The sequence below is a fragment of the Bacillus sp. FSL E2-8868 genome (assembly GCF_038005505.1).
In the GTDB taxonomy this organism is placed as follows: Bacteria; Bacillota; Bacilli; order Bacillales; family Bacillaceae_G; genus Bacillus_A; species Bacillus_A mycoides.
In genome coordinates this window covers 508,211-526,528 of the sequence record NZ_JBBOTI010000001.1, presented here as the reverse complement: position 1 = coordinate 526,528, position 18,318 = coordinate 508,211, and the positions used below count along the sequence as shown (strand labels likewise).

General features: G+C 37.7%; 16 protein-coding genes. 2 read left to right on the top strand and 14 right to left on the bottom strand.

Features of this window, described 5'->3' with window-relative positions:
* Window positions 1-467: 467 nt before the first annotated feature.
* The 12 genes from mtaB to gpr all read right to left on the bottom strand — a co-directional run bounded on the left by mtaB (window position 468) and on the right by gpr (window position 13,943).
* Window positions 468-1,820 (bottom strand): tRNA (N(6)-L-threonylcarbamoyladenosine(37)-C(2))-methylthiotransferase MtaB, encoded by a 1,353-nt coding sequence (gene mtaB / locus NSS74_RS02815; protein ID WP_002015193.1) that lies wholly within the window; start codon window positions 1,818-1,820, stop codon window positions 468-470.
* Between the two features lie 6 nt (window positions 1,821-1,826).
* Window positions 1,827-2,576 (bottom strand): 16S rRNA (uracil(1498)-N(3))-methyltransferase, encoded by a 750-nt coding sequence (locus NSS74_RS02810; RefSeq protein ID WP_002034062.1) that lies wholly within the window; start codon window positions 2,574-2,576, stop codon window positions 1,827-1,829.
* Window positions 2,577-2,721: 145 nt separating this feature from the next.
* The gene (gene prmA, locus NSS74_RS02805) at window positions 2,722-3,660 is read right to left on the bottom strand and encodes a 50S ribosomal protein L11 methyltransferase (RefSeq protein ID WP_002034064.1); all 939 of its coding nucleotides are present in this window, start codon (window positions 3,658-3,660) and stop codon (window positions 2,722-2,724) included.
* A 28-nt stretch (window positions 3,661-3,688) separates the two neighbouring features.
* Window positions 3,689-4,795 (bottom strand): chaperone protein DnaJ, encoded by a 1,107-nt coding sequence (dnaJ, locus tag NSS74_RS02800; protein WP_002015197.1) that lies wholly within the window; start codon window positions 4,793-4,795, stop codon window positions 3,689-3,691.
* Window positions 4,796-4,997: 202 nt separating this feature from the next.
* Window positions 4,998-6,833, bottom strand: a complete 1,836-nt coding sequence (dnaK, locus tag NSS74_RS02795; protein WP_002015198.1) for a chaperone protein DnaK — start codon at window positions 6,831-6,833, stop codon at window positions 4,998-5,000.
* Window positions 6,834-6,859: 26 nt separating this feature from the next.
* A complete protein-coding gene (grpE, locus tag NSS74_RS02790) occupies window positions 6,860-7,426 on the bottom strand; it encodes a nucleotide exchange factor GrpE (protein ID WP_000392715.1) in 567 nt (188 codons plus the stop codon).
* A gap of 114 nt (window positions 7,427-7,540) precedes the next feature.
* Window positions 7,541-8,557: a heat-inducible transcriptional repressor HrcA gene (gene hrcA / locus NSS74_RS02785; RefSeq protein ID WP_002034070.1), complete on the bottom strand. Its 1,017-nt coding sequence runs from the start codon at window positions 8,555-8,557 to the stop codon at window positions 7,541-7,543.
* Window positions 8,558-8,690: 133 nt separating this feature from the next.
* Window positions 8,691-9,830, bottom strand: a complete 1,140-nt coding sequence (gene hemW, locus NSS74_RS02780) for a radical SAM family heme chaperone HemW (RefSeq protein WP_002034071.1) — start codon at window positions 9,828-9,830, stop codon at window positions 8,691-8,693.
* Window positions 9,831-9,881: 51 nt separating this feature from the next.
* A complete protein-coding gene (locus NSS74_RS02775; RefSeq protein WP_002015203.1) occupies window positions 9,882-10,256 on the bottom strand; it encodes a winged helix-turn-helix transcriptional regulator in 375 nt (124 codons plus the stop codon).
* Between the two features lie 189 nt (window positions 10,257-10,445).
* Complete coding sequence (gene lepA, locus NSS74_RS02770; protein ID WP_002034072.1) at window positions 10,446-12,269, bottom strand: elongation factor 4; 1,824 nt, start codon at window positions 12,267-12,269, stop codon at window positions 10,446-10,448.
* A 208-nt stretch (window positions 12,270-12,477) separates the two neighbouring features.
* Window positions 12,478-12,819 (bottom strand): DUF3679 domain-containing protein, encoded by a 342-nt coding sequence (locus NSS74_RS02765; protein ID WP_002143172.1) that lies wholly within the window; start codon window positions 12,817-12,819, stop codon window positions 12,478-12,480.
* Window positions 12,820-12,839: 20 nt separating this feature from the next.
* Complete coding sequence (gene gpr, locus NSS74_RS02760) at window positions 12,840-13,943, bottom strand: GPR endopeptidase (protein ID WP_002088693.1); 1,104 nt, start codon at window positions 13,941-13,943, stop codon at window positions 12,840-12,842.
* Window positions 13,944-14,123: 180 nt separating this feature from the next.
* Between gpr and rpsT the strand changes: the two genes are divergently transcribed.
* Window positions 14,124-14,381 carry a 30S ribosomal protein S20 gene (gene rpsT / locus NSS74_RS02755; protein WP_002088694.1) on the top strand — a complete coding sequence of 86 codons (258 nt, stop codon included), beginning with the start codon at window positions 14,124-14,126 and terminating at the stop codon, window positions 14,379-14,381.
* Window positions 14,382-14,465: 84 nt separating this feature from the next.
* On the opposite strand, the gene holA is transcribed toward rpsT, so the two are convergent.
* Complete coding sequence (gene holA / locus NSS74_RS02750) at window positions 14,466-15,476, bottom strand: DNA polymerase III subunit delta (protein WP_002143173.1); 1,011 nt, start codon at window positions 15,474-15,476, stop codon at window positions 14,466-14,468.
* Window positions 15,477-15,824: 348 nt separating this feature from the next.
* Here holA and NSS74_RS02745 point away from each other — a divergent pair, with 348 nt between their 5' ends.
* Window positions 15,825-15,959 (top strand): YqzM family protein, encoded by a 135-nt coding sequence (locus NSS74_RS02745; protein ID WP_000997609.1) that lies wholly within the window; start codon window positions 15,825-15,827, stop codon window positions 15,957-15,959.
* Window positions 15,960-15,990: 31 nt separating this feature from the next.
* Here NSS74_RS02745 and NSS74_RS02740 read toward each other — a convergent pair whose 3' ends face one another.
* Entirely contained in the window at window positions 15,991-18,312 is a 2,322-nt protein-coding gene (locus NSS74_RS02740) for a DNA internalization-related competence protein ComEC/Rec2 (RefSeq protein WP_159147091.1), read from the bottom strand.
* Window positions 18,313-18,318: the final 6 nt, after the last annotated feature.

The following is an 18,318-nucleotide window of genomic DNA, read 5'->3' as shown; positions in this document are numbered from 1 at the left end:
TTTCCCTCCCTCCGAAACATCACACTTACATACTAATTTCAGCATGCAAAAAGAAACCCTTCTTCAGCATGTCTTTTACGATTATAATACATTTTATCACTTCAGGTCAACTATTTGGCAGAATAAAAGAAGAATAGATGCCCTTACCTGTTCAAAAACTATGTAGATAGCTATTATCCTTTTCCCCTGAAGACAACTATATTTTTTATCATTACACCTTTTTTAATACAAGAAAGCATTAAATAACTACTCATTCAACGTACCTGCCTTTTCAGTACTTAACTTCTCAAAAAAAAAAAAAAAAGAAAGCATGCAAATCGTTTCCGTTTGCATGCTTTTTTATCCCGCTATTTGCTAGGACAGTAAGACCCCCACCTCAAAATTCAGCGAAAGCAAAGAACTTAGGCGGAGGTCAGGCTGATAATCAGCGGGGATGAACAACCCCCCCCACTGATTAAAGTTTCATTTTATGCGCTTGCTGATTCTTTTTTTACATCATCTTCAAGAACACGAACAAACTGCGCTTCGTTATATGGATAACCAGCTTTTGTAATTTTCACTTTTACTAGCTTACCAATCAATTCTTCAGATCCTTCAAACACAATTTTTAAGTAGTTATCTGTATAACCTACATATAAACCTTCACGGTCACCATCTTTAAATGTCTCTTCCGGAATGATTTCAAGTACTTCACCTTCAAATCTAGAAGCATACTCTTTCGCTAATTGATTTGATAGCTCAATTAGACGGTGAACACGATCGTTCTTCACGTCTTCAGGAACTTGATCTTCCATACGTGCTGCTGGAGTACCTGTACGTTTCGAATAAGGGAAAACGTGTAATTCAGAGAAACGATTCTCTTTAATGAAATTGTACGTTTCCATGAATTCCTCTTCTGTTTCACCTGGGAATCCAACAATTACGTCTGATGTAATCGCAAGACCTGGTAACGCTTCTTTCAAACGATCTAAACGCTCTTGGAAAAATTCCATCGTATACTTACGGCGCATACGTTTCAATACAGTATTAGATCCTGACTGTAATGGAATATGCAAGTGACGTACAACTACTTCTGATTTATCTAACACTTCAATTACTTCATCAGAAATTTGACTCGCCTCAATAGAAGAAATACGAAGGCGTTTCAATCCGCCTACTTCCGCTTCCATATCGCGCAGTAATCCAGCTAAGTTATACTCTTTTATATCTTCGCCGTACCCACCTGTATGAATACCTGTTAATACGATTTCTTTATAGCCAGCATCTACTAATTGCTGCGCTTGTTTAATAACTTCTTTTCCATCACGAGAACGCATTAAACCACGCGCCCAAGGAATGATGCAAAATGTACAGAAGTTATTACAACCTTCTTGTATTTTTAAAGATGCACGTGTACGGTCCGTGAAATATGGTACATCGAGCTCTTCATATACACGTGTTTTCATAATATTACGGACAGCATTAATCGGTTGACGCTCTTTACGGAATTCTTCGATGTATCCTAACATCTTCTCACGATCTTGCGTACCAACAACAATATCTACACCTGGAATTGCCATAATTTCCGCTGGAGATGTTTGTGCATAACATCCAGTTACACAAATTACCGCATCTGGATTTTGGCGTACAGCACGTCTAATTACTTGACGGCTTTTTTTATCTCCAGTATTCGTTACTGTACATGTGTTAATAACGTATACATCAGATTTTTTTTCATATTCAGTTCTTTCATAACCACCTTGTTTAAACAATTGCCAAATCGCTTCTGTTTCATAGTGGTTTACTTTACAACCTAACGTGTGGAACGCAACAGTTGCCATTGATTATCACCCCATCAATTCAAAATGATAAGAAGCGGCACTTAACGCATAAAGCGGAGCCGTTTCTGTTCTTAAAATTCTTGGTCCTAAACTACATGGTACAAATTTATGTTCACGAAGTGCGGTTATCTCTTCCTCCGCTAAACCGCCTTCTGGTCCAAATACAATCAGCAGTTTTTGGCCTGGTTTAATCGTCGCTAAAGCTTTCGCAAAATTAGATTTCTCACCTTGTTTCGCTTCTTCTTCATACGCAACAAGGCAAACATCATACTCGCTACTCATCGACAGCAGTTGTTTAAATGATGAGGGAACGTGTACTTCTGGAATTTCACTTCTATGCGATTGTTCCGCAGCTTCTTTTACAATTTTTCTCAAACGCTCAACTTTTTTATCTGCTTTTTTCGCATCCCACTTTACAATAGATCGAGATGCTTGAAATGGTAAAAATGCAGCTGCCCCAAGCTCAGTTCCTTTTTGAAAAATTAACTCTAGCTTGTCTCCTTTCGGCAGTCCACTTGCAATCGTCACGAACACAGGAAGTTCACTTGACGCCTCTACCCATTCTACAATAGTGGTATCCACAAATTCACTGGTAATTTCAGCAATTGAACACTCTGCTGTTTTACCATTTACACAGCAATAAATGTGGTCACCAGCTGACATACGCATCACTCTTGCGATGTGATGGACATCATCACCCATTATGCGAATACTTGTCTCATTTACATATTTCTCTTCTACAAAATAACGTTGCATATAATCACCTTAGTAGAGTTTCGTTCCTTTCGTAAGTCAACACTTACGAAAAGAACGAAACGTTATCATTTTCATATAACAAACGGCAAGTCCCTCACCTTATACGGTGAGAGACTCCCCTGTTCTTTATAGACTAAAATCTATATTACGCATTTCGTGCAATAATTGCTACCCAATCTTCCATTCGAAGTACTTCTTCAATTGAAAATCCAGCTGTTTCTAACGCTTTAGAAATTATTTTTTCTTTCGCCCCAATAATACCAGATGTAATAAATAATCCACCTGGCTTCACAACTCTCGCTGCATCTTCAGGGAATAGAAGAATAATTTCCGCTAGTAAATTTGCTACGATTAAATCAACCGGACCTTCAATACCTTCTAATAGACTATTCTGTCCAACATTGACAATGTCATCTGTTTTATTTAAGCGCACATTCATTTCTGCACTTTCAACTGCAACTGGGTCTAAATCATACGCTTGAACAGAAGCCGCACCTAATTTTGCCGCAGCAATACTAAGTACCCCCGAACCTGTCCCCACATCAATCACAGTATCACCTGGCTGAACCGTTTTTTCTAACGCACGAATACACATCGTCGTTGTTGGATGTGTCCCTGTACCAAACGCCATACCTGGATCTAATTCAATAATTTTTTCATTTGGAGAAGACGGTGTATACTCTTCCCACGTCGGCACAATTGTGAATGTATCAGAAATTTGAACTGGATGATAATACTTCTTCCAAGCAGTAGCCCAATCTTCCTCATCGACTTCATTAATTGTAATAGTTCCTTTACCAATTTCGATGTCGAAAGATGGTAGTGCATCAATAGATGATTTTACACCTGCAACTGTTTCGTGTAAAGAATCCGTTTGTGGGAAATATGCTTTTACCAAAACACCCTCACTTGGATATTCATCTGGGTTAAGTGCATAAATCTCACCGTATTGTTGCTTGCGCTCTTTCGTCAACTCCGCTGGGTCCTCAATCGCAACCCCGCTAGCGCCTGCTTCATGCAAAATATGAGAGACAGCTTCTACTGCTTCTTCTGTTGTATGAATACTAATTTCTGACCATTTCACAATTTACCAACTCCATTTTTTATTTCCATTATTCCCCTTTGAAAGCACGTTTAAGCTTTCTGAATAAGCTATCATCCTGCTCTTCTTGCCCTGCAAATTCACGCAATAAATCTTTTTGATGTGAAGTTAATTTCGTCGGCACAACAACACGAACGACTACATATTGATCTCCTTGACCATATCCACGTACGTTCGGAGCACCTTTTCCTTTTAAGCGGAATTCTGTTCCTGTTTGTGTTCCTGCTGGAATTTTCAGCTTCACTTTGCCATGAACGGTAGGAACTTCTACTTCCGCACCAAGTGCCATTTGCGCAAATGTTATTGGCATTTCGCAAATAATGTGATCCCCTTCGCGTTCAAAGAATTCATGATTTCTCACATGAACAACAACATATAAGTCACCTGCTGGTCCGCCATTTACGCCTGCTTCACCTTTTCCAGACACACGAATTTGTTGACCATTATCGATACCCGCTGGAATTTTAACATTGATTTTTTTACGTTTACGAACTTTACCAGAACCATGGCATGTCGTACATTTCTCTTTAATCATTTGACCTGTTCCTGAACAATGTCCACAAGCTTGACGGTTTACAATACGCCCAAATGGTGTATTTTGTTCTACACTTACTTGCCCTGATCCTGAACAATGTTTACATGTTTCTTTTGAAGTCCCTGGTTTTGCTCCACTACCCTTACAAGTATCACATGGATCCTCCACTGGAATCTCAACGTTTAATTCTTTACCAAAAATAGCTTCTTCAAACTCTAAAGTAACTTGATATTGTAAATCAGCACCTTGACGTGGAGCATTTGGATCACGACGTCTTCCGCCGCCACCGCCAAAGAATGAACTAAAGATATCTTCGAAACCGAAGCCACCGCCGAAGTCTCCTCCGCCACCGAAACCTTGATTCGGACCAGCGTGACCAAATTGATCATACTGCGCGCGTTTTTGATCGTCACTTAATACTTCGTATGCTTCTTGTACTTCTTTAAACTTTTCAATTGCATTTTCTTCTTTACTTACGTCTGGATGGTACTTTTTAGCCAAACGACGATACGCTTTTTTAATTTCATCTTTTGAAGCGCCCTGGCTAAGTCCAAGGACCTCATAATAGTCTCGTTTATTCATAAATTTACAACCCCCGAATCTTTCACATAAACGTAATTTTAACACCGAAAGAAAGTGCTTTGCAACAAAGTTTCCTCACTTACAGTATGCAAAATAAAAAACTTAAGATCCTCACACATTTCTTCTTATTCGTGAAAAAAGCCAAAGCCAAGGCACGCTTGACTTTGACTTTTTGTCATCTTACTTATTTTATTTCACTGTATTACTTGTCTTCTTTTACTTCTTCAAACTCAGCGTCTACTACATTATCTTTTTTCGCGCCAGCGTCTTGTGCTCCTTGTGCACCTTCTGCTTGCCCTGCAGCCGCTTGAGCTTGCTCGTATAATTTAACAGTTAATTGTTGTACGATTTCTTGAAGAGCATCTTTTTTCACACGGATTTCTTCAAGTTCGTTTTTCTCGATTGCCGCTTGTAATGCTTCTTTCGCTTCCGTTGCTTTCGCTACTTCAGCTGCATCTACTTTACCTTCTAAATCTTTTACAACTTTGTCTGTTTGGAATACAAGTTGGTCAGCTTCGTTACGAAGTTCAACTTCTTCCTTACGTTTTTGGTCAGCATCAGCATTTGATTCAGCTTCTTGTACCATACGATCTACTTCTTCATCAGAAAGACCTGAAGAAGATTGGATTGTAATAGTTTGCTCTTTGCTTGTACCTAAGTCTTTTGCACGTACGTTAACGATACCGTTCGCATCAATATCGAATGTTACTTCGATTTGTGGAATTCCACGTGGTGCTGGCGGAAGGTCTGTTAATTGGAAACGACCTAACGTTTTGTTGTCAGCTGACATTGGACGCTCACCTTGTAGTACGTGAATGTCTACCGCTGGTTGGTTATCAGCAGCTGTTGAGAATACTTGTGACTTACTTGTCGGAATTGTAGTGTTACGCTCGATTAGTTTCGTGAACACACCGCCCATAGTTTCGATACCTAAAGAAAGTGGAGTTACGTCTAATAATAGAACGCCCTCTACATCACCAGTAAGTACGCCACCTTGAACTGCAGCACCTAATGCTACAACTTCATCTGGGTTTACACCTTTGTATGGCTCTTTACCAGTTTCACGTTTAATTGCTTCTTGTACAGCTGGGATACGAGTAGATCCACCAACAAGGATAACTTTATCTAATTCGCTTGGAGCAAAACCAGCGTCTTTTAATGCACGACGAGTTGGCTCTAATGTTCTTTCAACAAGACCAGCTGAAATTTCTTCGAATTTAGCTCTTGTTAACGTTAATTCTAAGTGTAATGGGCCAGCAGCTCCAGCACTAATGAATGGTAATGAAATTTGTGTTTGTGTTACACCAGAAAGATCTTTCTTCGCTTTTTCAGCTGCATCTTTCAGACGTTGAAGTGCCATTTTATCTTGGCTTAAATCAATGCTATTTTCTTTTTTGAATTCAGCTACTAAATGATCGATGATAACTTGGTCAAAGTCATCTCCACCAAGACGGTTGTCACCAGCAGTTGAAATAACTTCGAATGTGCCGTCTGCTAACTCAAGGATAGATACATCAAATGTACCGCCACCTAAGTCATATACTAAGATTTTTTGCTCTTCATCTTGCTTTTCTAAACCGTAAGCAAGTGCTGCCGCTGTTGGTTCGTTAATGATACGCTCAACTTCTAAACCAGCGATACGACCAGCATCTTTCGTTGCTTGACGCTCAGCATCGTTGAAGTATGCAGGTACTGTAATAACAGCTTTCGTTACTGTTTCACCTAAGTATGCTTCAGCAGAAGCTTTTAAGTTTTGTAAAATGATTGCAGAAATTTCTTGAGGTGTAAAATCTTTACCTTCAACTTCTACTTTGTAGTCTGTACCCATATGACGTTTAACAGACATGATTGTATTTGGGTTTGTAATTGCTTGACGCTTCGCAACTTCCCCAACTTGACGCTCTTCATTTTTGAAAGCTACAACAGAAGGTGTTGTACGATTTCCTTCTGGATTTGGGATAACCTTTGGTTCTCCACCTTCCATAACAGCTACACAAGAGTTTGTTGTACCTAAGTCAATACCGATAATTTTACTCATGGCGAATCCTCCTACTTTTATGTAAATTATTGATTTACTTTTACCATTGATGGGCGAATCACACGGTCTTTTAGTTTATAACCTTTTTGGAATTCTTCAACTACCGCGTTTGATTCAAATTCACTGTCTTCCACTTGCATAATAGCTTGGTGTTCATTCGGATCAAACTGTTTACCAACAGCTTCAATCGCTTCAACACCTTCCTTAGTCAACGCTTCTAGCAATTGACGATGCACCATTTCCATACCTTGTAACAAGGATTTCGTTTGCTCGTCAGTCGCTTCCACTTGCATCGCTCTTTCAAAATTATCAAGAGCTGGCAAAATATCTGAAACTAGACTTTGTGCTCTATATTTATCAGCAGCCTGTTTATCCATTTGGACACGGCGCTTATAATTTTCAAAATCAGCTTGTAGACGTAATGTGCGACCTTCCGTTTCCGTTAGTTTCGCTTGTAACTCATCTACTTTTTCTTGTAAAAGAGCAGCCTCACTTTTTTCTTCTACAGTTTTTTCACTGTTTTCTGGCGTGACAGCTTCTTCAACTTGCGCTTCTTTCACTTCTTCTACCACTTGTTCGTTACGCTCTTCCACAATTTTCACCTCCTTAAAAGGTATTAGGTATCATGCTTAGCATGATTACCTAAGCATTATATATTACACACAGCAATGAAAATTTCATCACTTGAGCGAATGTATTACTCTCATTTACTTTTTAAGTCCGTCTGTAAATTGTCTTGTAAATAACTGCAGTAAACTAATTACACGAGAGTATTGCATTCTCGTCGGACCTAAAATTGCAATTGTTCCAAGTTGCTCTTCTCCAATCGAATACGTTGCAGAAATCAAACTGCAATCCTCCATTGCCGTAGAAGAATTTTCTCTACCAATTTTCACTTGAATTCCGACTTGTTTATGACGCAAAATGTCATAAAACGCAGCCTCATTATCGATCATCGTCAGCAAAGATCTTACTTTGTGAATGTCATGGAACTCTGGTTGCGAAAGCATATTTGCTTTTCCTCCAAAGTATATCTTTTCCGATAAAGGGACTTGAAATGTACCATCTAACATTTTTATTGCACTATCGTAATTATGAACATACCCACGCAAGACTGTAACAATCTCTTTAAAGATTTTATTATGAAGTTCTGCCATAGGTATACCAGATAGCTTTTCATTTAAAATATTAACCATTTTTTCTAAATCTGATAAATCAACAGATTCCGGAACGGTAATCGTTTTACTTTGCACATGCCCTGTATCTGTTACAATAATAGCGACTGCTGTTTGACGATCAAGCGGTACAATTTGTACATTTTTAAGTTTATTTGTGCTCAATTTGGGACCAAGAACAATGGCCGTATAATTCGTAAGCTCTGATAAAATTTGAGCTGATTGTTGTGCAATTTTTTCTGCTTCAAAAATTCTTTCAGCAAATAAATCTTTAATTTGTACAATTTCATCGGTCGGTAAGTTTTGCGGCGCTAAAAGATGGTCTACATAAAATCGGTATCCTTTTTCAGAAGGAACACGCCCAGAAGAACTATGCGTTTTTTCAATAAATCCTAATTCTTCTAAATCAGCCATTTCATTTCGAATAGTAGCTGGACTAAACGTAATTTCATCTTTCTTAGCCAACGTCCTCGAACCAACTGGTTGCGCTGATCCAATAAAGTCATCAACAATTGTTTGTAAAATTAAGAGCTGACGTTCCGTAAGCATCTCATCATCACCTCTGTTAGCACTCTTTGTCTTCGAGTGCTAAATCTATTAATAACTTACCAAAATTGACATTCAATTGTCAACGGAAACGTCACGAAATAACAAAAAATTTTCGCGCTTATGGCACATTTAATTAATCAATTAAAAATGACTGGAATACTTCATTCCCTAATAGCTTCCCTTTCCTCGTTAAACAAACATGTCCATCTCTGTTTTCAAGTAATCCTTGTTCTTGATTACTTTGTAACTGCTTTGCAAAAACATGGTCCATCTCCACATTAAATTTCTTTTGGAATTCTAACTTAGAAACACCTTTTGTTTTTCGAAGTCCTAAGAACAACTCTTCTTCCATTTTTTCTTTCTCTGTCACTGGGTGAACATCTAAATATGGAAATCCTGTCTCATCAATTTTAGTGAAATATTGCTTGAGCGGACCTACATTTTGAATTCGTTCCCCGTTCACATAACTATGCGCTCCAGCTCCAAATCCATAATACTCTTCATTATTCCAGTATGTGAGATTATGTCTACTTTCATTATTACCTTTTGAGAAGTTACTAATCTCATACTGGTTATAACCATGTTTCTCCATTTCATCCATTACTATTTCGTACATTTTCGCTTCATGGTCTTCACCTGGAAGTCTTAATTTCCCTTTATTCATTAAGTTATAAAACACGGTTTTCGGTTCCACAATTAAGGAATATGCCGAGAAATGTTGTACACCAAGCGTAAAGGCAATGTCTAATGTTTCCTTTACATCTTCTATCGACTGTCCTGGCAGAGCATAAATTAAATCTACATTAATATTTGTAAAACCGACTTCCTGCGCTTCTCGAATCGCTACGAATGCATCTTCTCTCGTATGTCTGCGTCCAATCTTCTCAAGTAGCTCATCACGAAACGTTTGCACACCAAAACTAATTCGGTTTACTCCACCTTCTAGCAATACGTTCAACTTCTCTTTCGGTAAATCACCTGGATTCGCTTCAAATGTTAATTCACAATTCGGCGCAAATGGACGCAAACGACGGTTAATGATGTCGAGTAGTTTTTTTGTTTGCTCCATATTTAAAGCTGTCGGAGTTCCTCCGCCAACAAAAATCGTTTTCATACTTTCAAACGGTACTTTTTGAACCGTATTTATTATTTCTTTCTCTAAATATTGTAAGTATTGATCAACCGGTTGGCGTTCAATAAATACTTTATTAAAATCACAATAGTGACAAATATGCTGACAAAATGGAATATGAATATATGCAGCTTGTACCAAATATAACTCCTACCTTTCTAAAAAGAAAACCTCCGCACTCCGGAGGATTCTTTACTTCTCTACTGTATTACGGATTTGTTCCATTCGCATTTTTCCCCAATCATACATCATTTCAACGATCGGTAAAAGCGACATACCTAATTCCGTCATATAGTACTCAACACGCGGAGGAATTTCCGGGTATACCGTTCGATCAACAATCCCGTCCTCCATTAACTCTTTCAATTGATTTGACAAAACTTTATGAGAAATGCTCGGGAACAGACGTTGCAATTCACTAAAACGATGCGGACCTTCCACACCTAAGTGCCACAATATCACAACTTTCCACTTCCCACTAATTATAGAAAGCGTCAGTTCCTTTTCGCAATTAAAATTACCTTTTTGTATTTTCTCTCGAATATCTTTTCGAATATTTTCGGACATTAATAGTCTCCTAACTCTATATCAATCACTAAAAAGCTCTCTCACTATTGTAAATGAGAGATGATAAGATGTCTAAAAAGTAGCATATAAAAAAGAAGCCGAACGAACGGCTTCTACTTTTATCACGATTGGTGCGGGCTAATAATTAGCGAAGAATAGAAAAATCTCCACTAATTATAGTTCACTCCATTAGTTATCATCCATTTTCAGTACAGCCATGAATGCTTCTTGCGGCACTTCTACAGAACCAACAGACTTCATACGTTTTTTACCTTCTTTTTGCTTATCAAGAAGTTTACGCTTACGAGAAATGTCACCACCGTAACATTTTGCAAGTACGTTTTTACGCATCGCCTTAATTGTAGAACGAGATACAACTTTATTTCCGATAGTCGCCTGAATTGGCACTTCAAACTGTTGTCTTGGAATTAATTTCTTTAATTTCTCTACAATTACTTTACCACGGTCATACGCTGAATCACGATGTACAATAAATGATAAAGCATCCACTTGTTCATTATTTAAAAGAATATCCATTTTCACAAGTTTAGATGGTTTATAACCAATTAACTCGTAGTCAAATGATGCATATCCTTTCGTATTTGATTTCAATTGATCGAAGAAATCATATACGATTTCTGATAACGGGATTTCATATGTCAATGTAACACGTGTTTCATCTAAATATTGCATATCAATAAACGTTCCACGTTTCCCTTGGCAAATTTCCATTACAGCTCCAACATAGTCATTCGGAACCATAATTGCAGCCTTCACAAACGGCTCTTCTACACGATCGATAGTCTGTGGATCTGGCATATTAGATGGATTATCAACAATAAAATCTTCACCGTTTGTTAAATACACTTTATAAATAACACTTGGCGCTGTTGTAATTAAGTCAATCTTGAATTCACGTTCAATACGTTCTTGAATAATCTCCATGTGAAGAAGCCCTAAGAAACCACAACGGAAACCAAAACCTAAAGCTTGAGATGTTTCAGGCTCAAATTCAAGAGCAGAATCATTCAATTCTAGTTTTTCTAACGCATCACGTAAGTCGTTATAACGTGCAGAATCGATTGGATATAAACCACAGAATACCATTGGGTTTAATTTTCGATACCCTTTTAACGGCTCTGCAGCCGGACGTTTCGCATGTGTGATCGTATCACCTACGCGTGTATCACCTACGTTTTTAATAGATGCCGCTAAGAAACCTACATCACCTACTGTTAACTCGTCACGTTGCGTCGTTTTCGGTGTAAACACACCTACTTCTGTTACTTCAAATTCTTTTCCAGTTGCCATCATACGTACTTTATCGCCAACTTTTACCGTTCCATTTACAACACGGATATATGCAATTACACCACGGTACGGATCATATAAAGAATCGAAAATCATACATTGTAACGGCTCTTCTGAATCACCTGTTGGAGCTGGTACCTTTTCAACGATTTGTTCTAAAATATCTTCAATACCAATGCCAGCTTTCGCTGAAGCAAGTACAGCTTCCGATGCATCTAAACCAATTACATCTTCTACCTCTTGACGTACGCGTTCTGGGTCTGCACTTGGTAAGTCGATTTTATTAATAACTGGTAAGATTTCTAAATTATTATCAAGCGCTAAATATACGTTCGCTAATGTTTGCGCCTCAATTCCTTGCGCTGCATCCACTACAAGAATTGCACCTTCACAAGCCGCTAAACTACGAGATACTTCGTACGTAAAATCGACGTGTCCTGGAGTATCGATTAAGTGAAGAATATACTCTTCACCGTCTTTCGCTTTATACGTTAGTTGTACTGCATTTAATTTAATTGTAATACCACGCTCACGCTCCAACTCCATAGAGTCAAGCAATTGCGCCTTCATTTCGCGCTGTGCCAACGCGTTTGTTTTCTCCAAAATACGGTCTGCCAACGTTGATTTCCCGTGGTCAATGTGAGCAATGATGGAGAAGTTACGAATTTTGGACTGTCTTTTTGCTCTTTCTTCTTTATTCATCTATGTTCTCAACTCCTAATAGTCTCGCCAATATACACTAGCACTGATTATATCAATAGAGCAGCAAAGATTCAATGAAAACTCGTGCTGCTTACAATACAAATCACTCTATCTATATCTTATGCGAACAAACCATAAGAGACAAACCTTTTTCAAATTAAAAGACAGCTCTCTTACAAACATAAGACAACCATCCTTCCCGCTACCCTTAACTAAAAATTCCTTTTATTGCCCCAACAACTATATCCGTTCCAAACTTTGTCATATCACGAGCAACACTTGCTATCGCCATACCGATACCTTCTACAACATTAAAACTTCTTAAGCTTTCTAACTGTTTTTGTTTTTCAATAGTCGAAAACGTCTCTCCCGAAATTTCCGATTCAGCCCCATCGCCTTCTGTTCCTGTCATATGAGCAATTTGTTCATATGACAGCTGACGATATCCCTTCATACTTTTTAGACCATGATTAGCTAGTCCCACTCCAGCTATCATCATAAGCAAACATAAGACTGTACCGCATATACATAACAGCGTAAATTGACTCAAGCTATTTCTGCCTCTTTCCATCAATGTGTATATGCCCCTGTATTATCCTGATCAATCTGATGATGCAGCGCTGCATTTAAACCGCTGGCTATTACATTTGCCATATCCTCAATAAACGCATCTACTTCTTTTGGAGTTACCATTAAATTATGACCAAGAGGAGATAACACTTCATAAATTAACTTTCTCTTTTCTTCTTCTTCTAACGTACCAATAGCTCCTAAAAACATATTTCGACTCTTTTCATCTGGCATATCTTCTTCTGTTAATTTTTTCTTTTCTCCAAATGTAAAACCTGCTGGCAATAAAGAGCGTGACGGTTTGTTTCCTTCTTTCAGTTCCCGGCCAAAATGTTTCAAAATAAAATCAATTGTATCACTCGTAATCGAAACAGCATCTACCACAGTTGGCACACCAATTGCGATAACAGGAATACCTAATGTTTCTTTACTTAGTTCCTTACGCTTATTCCCAACACCAGATCCTGGATGAATTCCTGTATCAGAAATTTGTATCGTACTATTTACTCGTTCAATAGAACGCGCAGCTAATGCATCAATTGCGATGACAAAGTCTGGTTTTGTCTTCTCAATAATTCCGTAAATGACATCGCTCGTTTCAATCCCTGTAATTCCCATTACCCCTGGACGAATGGCACTAACAGGTCTAAACCCTTCTTCCACACTTTCAGGCTGCAATTTAAACAAATGTCTCGTCACCAATACGTTCTCTACAACTATCGGTCCGAGTGCATCCGGCGTTACATTCCAATTCCCAAGACCTACGATTAAACAACTCGCTTCTTTTGAAACTCCAACCTCTTCTAAGAAATAAGAAAATTCTTTTGCAAAAATACGCTCTACCTTTTGCTGAAGTTCCGTATCTTGTTGTCGTATACCTTGCACCTCAAGAGTTAAATAACTTCCAGGTTTTTTCCCCATCGACTCAGATGCAATTTCATCAATAGTTACTTTTGTAATTGTAACTCCCTCTTCTTCCCTCTCTTTTACAATAACTCCCTGTATCCCTTTTTGTTCTTCTTGGCGCTCTTGTAGCATTTGGTGCGCCTCTACAGCAAGGTCAGTTCTAACACTATATTTACTTAAATCTAATGGTTCTTTCATCGTATCTCCTCCGTAATTCATAGTAAATATCGTTAGATTTCCCCAAGTTATATTAGGTCATTCTTTCCTTTACGTGAAATTTCATTGATATACTATTGCAATTCTCTTCACCGTTTGATAAAATATCACTTGTTCTATGTAAGAATCGAGTCATTCGATTGCACCAGGGAGGTGAAAAGTATGGCAAACATCAAATCTGCTATCAAACGCGCTAAACTTAGCGAAGAGCGTCGTTCACATAACGCTTCTATCAAGTCTGACATGCGTACTGCTGTTAAAACTGTAGAAACTTTAGTTACTAATAACGATCTTGAAAATGCTAAAGAAGCTTTCAAAACTGCTTCTAAAAAACTTGACAAAGCAGCTCGTAAAGGTCTTATCCACCAAAACGCTGCAGCTCGTCAAAAATCTCGCTTAGCGAAACAAGTAAACGCGTAAGGCGTTTAAAAAACGATCCATTCGGATCGTTTTTTATATACACAAAAAAGTTCACGTACTAAGTACGTGAACTTTTTTGTGTCACTACATATGATTTAACCGCATTAAGAAAAACTCAAGCACAAGTTTCTTATCCATCTTTCCAGTCTTCATACTATAATCAGCTTCCGCCAATTCTATAATAACTTTTTTTAATTCTTCAAAAGAGAAAAACTTCGTTTGATTCATCGCCAACTTTACCCGATACGGATGTACACCAATATGGGACGCGATTTGATTTTGTCCGTAACCACGCTGTTGCAACTCTTTCACTTGATGTAGCAAGCGGAACTGACTTACTAATAAAGCGAGCAGTTTAATCGGTTCTTCCTGCTGTGTAAATAATCCGTCTAAAATTTGCATCGCACCAGCGATATCTTTTTTTACCACTTTTTCTGTTAAAGTAAACACGTTTTGTTCAACAGATTTCGGCACAAGTTCCGTGACAAGTTTTGGCGTAATTTCTCCGCCCATACCGACGTATAACGTTAACTTGTCCATTTCCTTCGCCAACATTGTTACATTACTTCCCACAAGCTCTAACAATAAACTAACAGCTGCATTATCAATATGCACATGCACCTCATCCGCACGAGAAACAATCCACTTCTGAACATCCTGCACTTGCATCGCATTTGCTTCTATTACATCCGCTGTTTTCTTTAATAGTTTTGTAATTTTTTTTCGTTCGTCTAATTTTTCATAAGGCGCAACAAAAACAAGAATAGAAAAAGGAGATGGCTCCCCAATATATTCTTCTAAAATTTTTATATTTTGTTCTAGCTTTTCTTTTTGTGCCGTTAAAAATAGTGGTGATTTTATTAATATAACTTTACGCTCTCCAAAAAAAGGAAGCGTATGCGCATCCTCAACTACATCTTCTAAATACGCTTCTTCCAAATCGTATGTCACAACATTAAACTCTCGATCTTCCTCTTCAAGCGCTTCCGTTGTAATAAGCTTTATCGTTTCATTTATAAAATAGGCTTCCGTTCCATACAGTACATACAACGGAGCGAACTGTTTCTTTTTAATCTTCTTATGTATATCACTCATATTTTTTCCTACTCCCTAACTTGGCAATATATATTTATACTAATGCCCTAGCTTTTGTTTTACAAGTACAAAGGGACGGTCTTTATAACCCGCCCCTTTATTTATATAAAACGCCACGCAATAAGCCCCGGATTTCTTATTGGTGTGCGGTAATCACCTTCCCTTTATTATTTACAATAATAATCTTAGTATAAGTGCCAACTGTTAACATGATTGGAAATGAAAAATTCACGCTACTTAACTAACTAGAAAAAGTATACAAATACTCTATTTCACTTCATATGGAAATTGTAGATTTTTTTCTGACAATATTTTATACTAAAATGGAATGTTGGGGAGGGATTCTAAATGAATGATTTTGAACAAAACGTTCAAAGTAAACGCAATGACGCTATTGATTCAGGGGTAGGATTTATCGTCTCATTTGGTTTTTTCGCAACACTTTTCATTATTGCAACTGTTATTAAATTCATCGGTTCTTAAAGGCTGCTGCTTAACGGCAGTCTTCTTTTTTTCATCTTCTATGTGTTTCATCATATGTGATTTTACTTTGAAAGGTTCCTTTTTCTCCATTAAAAACATAGGAAATAGCACCTTGCTTATCCGTACGCCATATATCAATACCCATCTTCTTAAAACGCTCTATAACTTCCTTATGCGGGTGCCCATACCTATTACGCTCCCCCACAGAAATAATCGCTACAGCAGGCTGTACAAGGCTTAAAAACGGATCTGTAGACGATGTTTTACTCCCATGGTGGGCAACTTTTAAAATATTAGCCCGCAAATCAGGATATGTTGATACTATAAACTTTTCTCCTTCTTCTTCTAGATCACCCGTAAATAGCCATGTTAGTCCCCCTAGTCTGGCCCATAGTACAATCGAAGAGTCATTTTCTCCCTTTTCTTTCCCCTTTGGAGCTAATACGAAAAATTCCGCTTCATTTACCCTCCAACCTTCCCCTTCTCCTACTACACTTATCTTCATGCTCTTTTCTAACGCCTTTTTCTTCACCACCTTTTCCAATACAGCATCTTGTTCCTTTCTCCCAAATACAACTTCTTTTACAATAATAGATGACAGCAAATCCAGCGCAGCACCTATATGATCCGCATCTCCGTGCGTTACAATTAATTTATCAATCGTTTTTATACCTTCTTTTTGTAAAAAAGGAACAAGAATATCATGCCCAACAGAAAATTCATGCTTTTTCTGTTGCCACGCTTCCTTCTTGACAGGAAGGGCTCCTCCTGTATCAATAAGATAAACCTCTTTATCGTACGGCAGACGAATTAATATCGCATCTCCCTGTCCAACATCAAGAAATGTAACACTCCCACTTTCACGAAAATATGGATATACATAATGACAAGTACTAATAAAAAGAAACACACCCACAACTATGCACAAAATTTTTTTCGTTATTACCCTTTCCCAAACCACAAATATACTAACGATACTAAAACAATATATAGCCACAAGAAATAAAGGAGTTTGACCAAAAGTAAGTCGGATGAAAGGGAAACTTTCACAGTAACTTAGAAAATCATTAGAAATGGTTAAACATAGTGAAAGTACATATGCAATTCCTTTTGCGAAAAATGGAATAACCGGCATACATATAAGAATAATGATGCTACATGGCAATACAATAATGGATAGAAAAGGAACATATATAAGATTGAGGAAAATGCTATAAGGAGAAAAATAACCAAAATGATATAACAAGATGGGGGTACTAGCGAGCTGTGAAATTATAGAAATGTAAATAGAATTTCGAACTATCCCATTACTACGCCCTAATAATATCGGCGCAGATAGTAGTAAAGAAAAACTACCTACAAATGAGAATTGAAATCCAATGTTGAAAATAAGATACGGATCGTATATAAGCATACATATAGCCGTTATACTTAAGGCGTCTAGACTAGATAAGCGAACAGAGCATATGAAAGCTACCAATAATAAAACTCCTGTTATAGAAGCCCTCACAACAGATGGCGACGCCCCAGCTATGATCATATACAGAGGAATGCAAACTATAAGGCATACTGTTGCTATCTCTTTCGTCACACCACTTCTTAGCAAAACAAAATACATTATAACCATTAATAATACGATATGCGATCCTGAAATTGCTAACAAATGTATAAGACCAAATTGTTGATATTGCTCTTCTACTTCAAACGTCATTTGTTGTCGATCTCCAAATAATAATGCGTTCATAAATGCACCTGATTGTTCCGGGAACATTTCTGTAACTTTCGAGATTGTTTGTTGCCTGAGAAGGAAAATCCATTGCACGAGTGACAACGATGTTTTTTGACATTCAGAAATGTATGTCACATCAAATATAAAATGTATTTTTTGCTGATATAAATAATTACGATAATCAAAAACATGAAAATTCCGGGCAGTTTGTGGTTCTTTCACCTCCCCTTTAAATGTACACGATATACCTGCATGTAATTGTTGCAACTGCTTCTTTTCCGAAGCAGATTGTATTTTATAATTTAACTGCACTAAGTTTTTATTCTGATCTTCAATTTGAAAAGAGAGACGATCCCCATTAATTAGAGGTGTATTTTGCACGACCCCTCGTGTAACTTCATAGGACTCCCCTAGCGGCTTATTTAGACTCTGAACATACGTGGTGTACATAACGCCACTAAAACACGCTATTATACAAAATATGAAGGTTTTACGCGAAGTACGATATAAACAAAATAAAACATAACAAACGAAACAACAAGCAGCCAACAAATGCGATGCGGAAAAGGTAATTGCAATCCCAATTATAAACGAGATTGCAACATAGCCCCATTGCCCATTCAACTCATA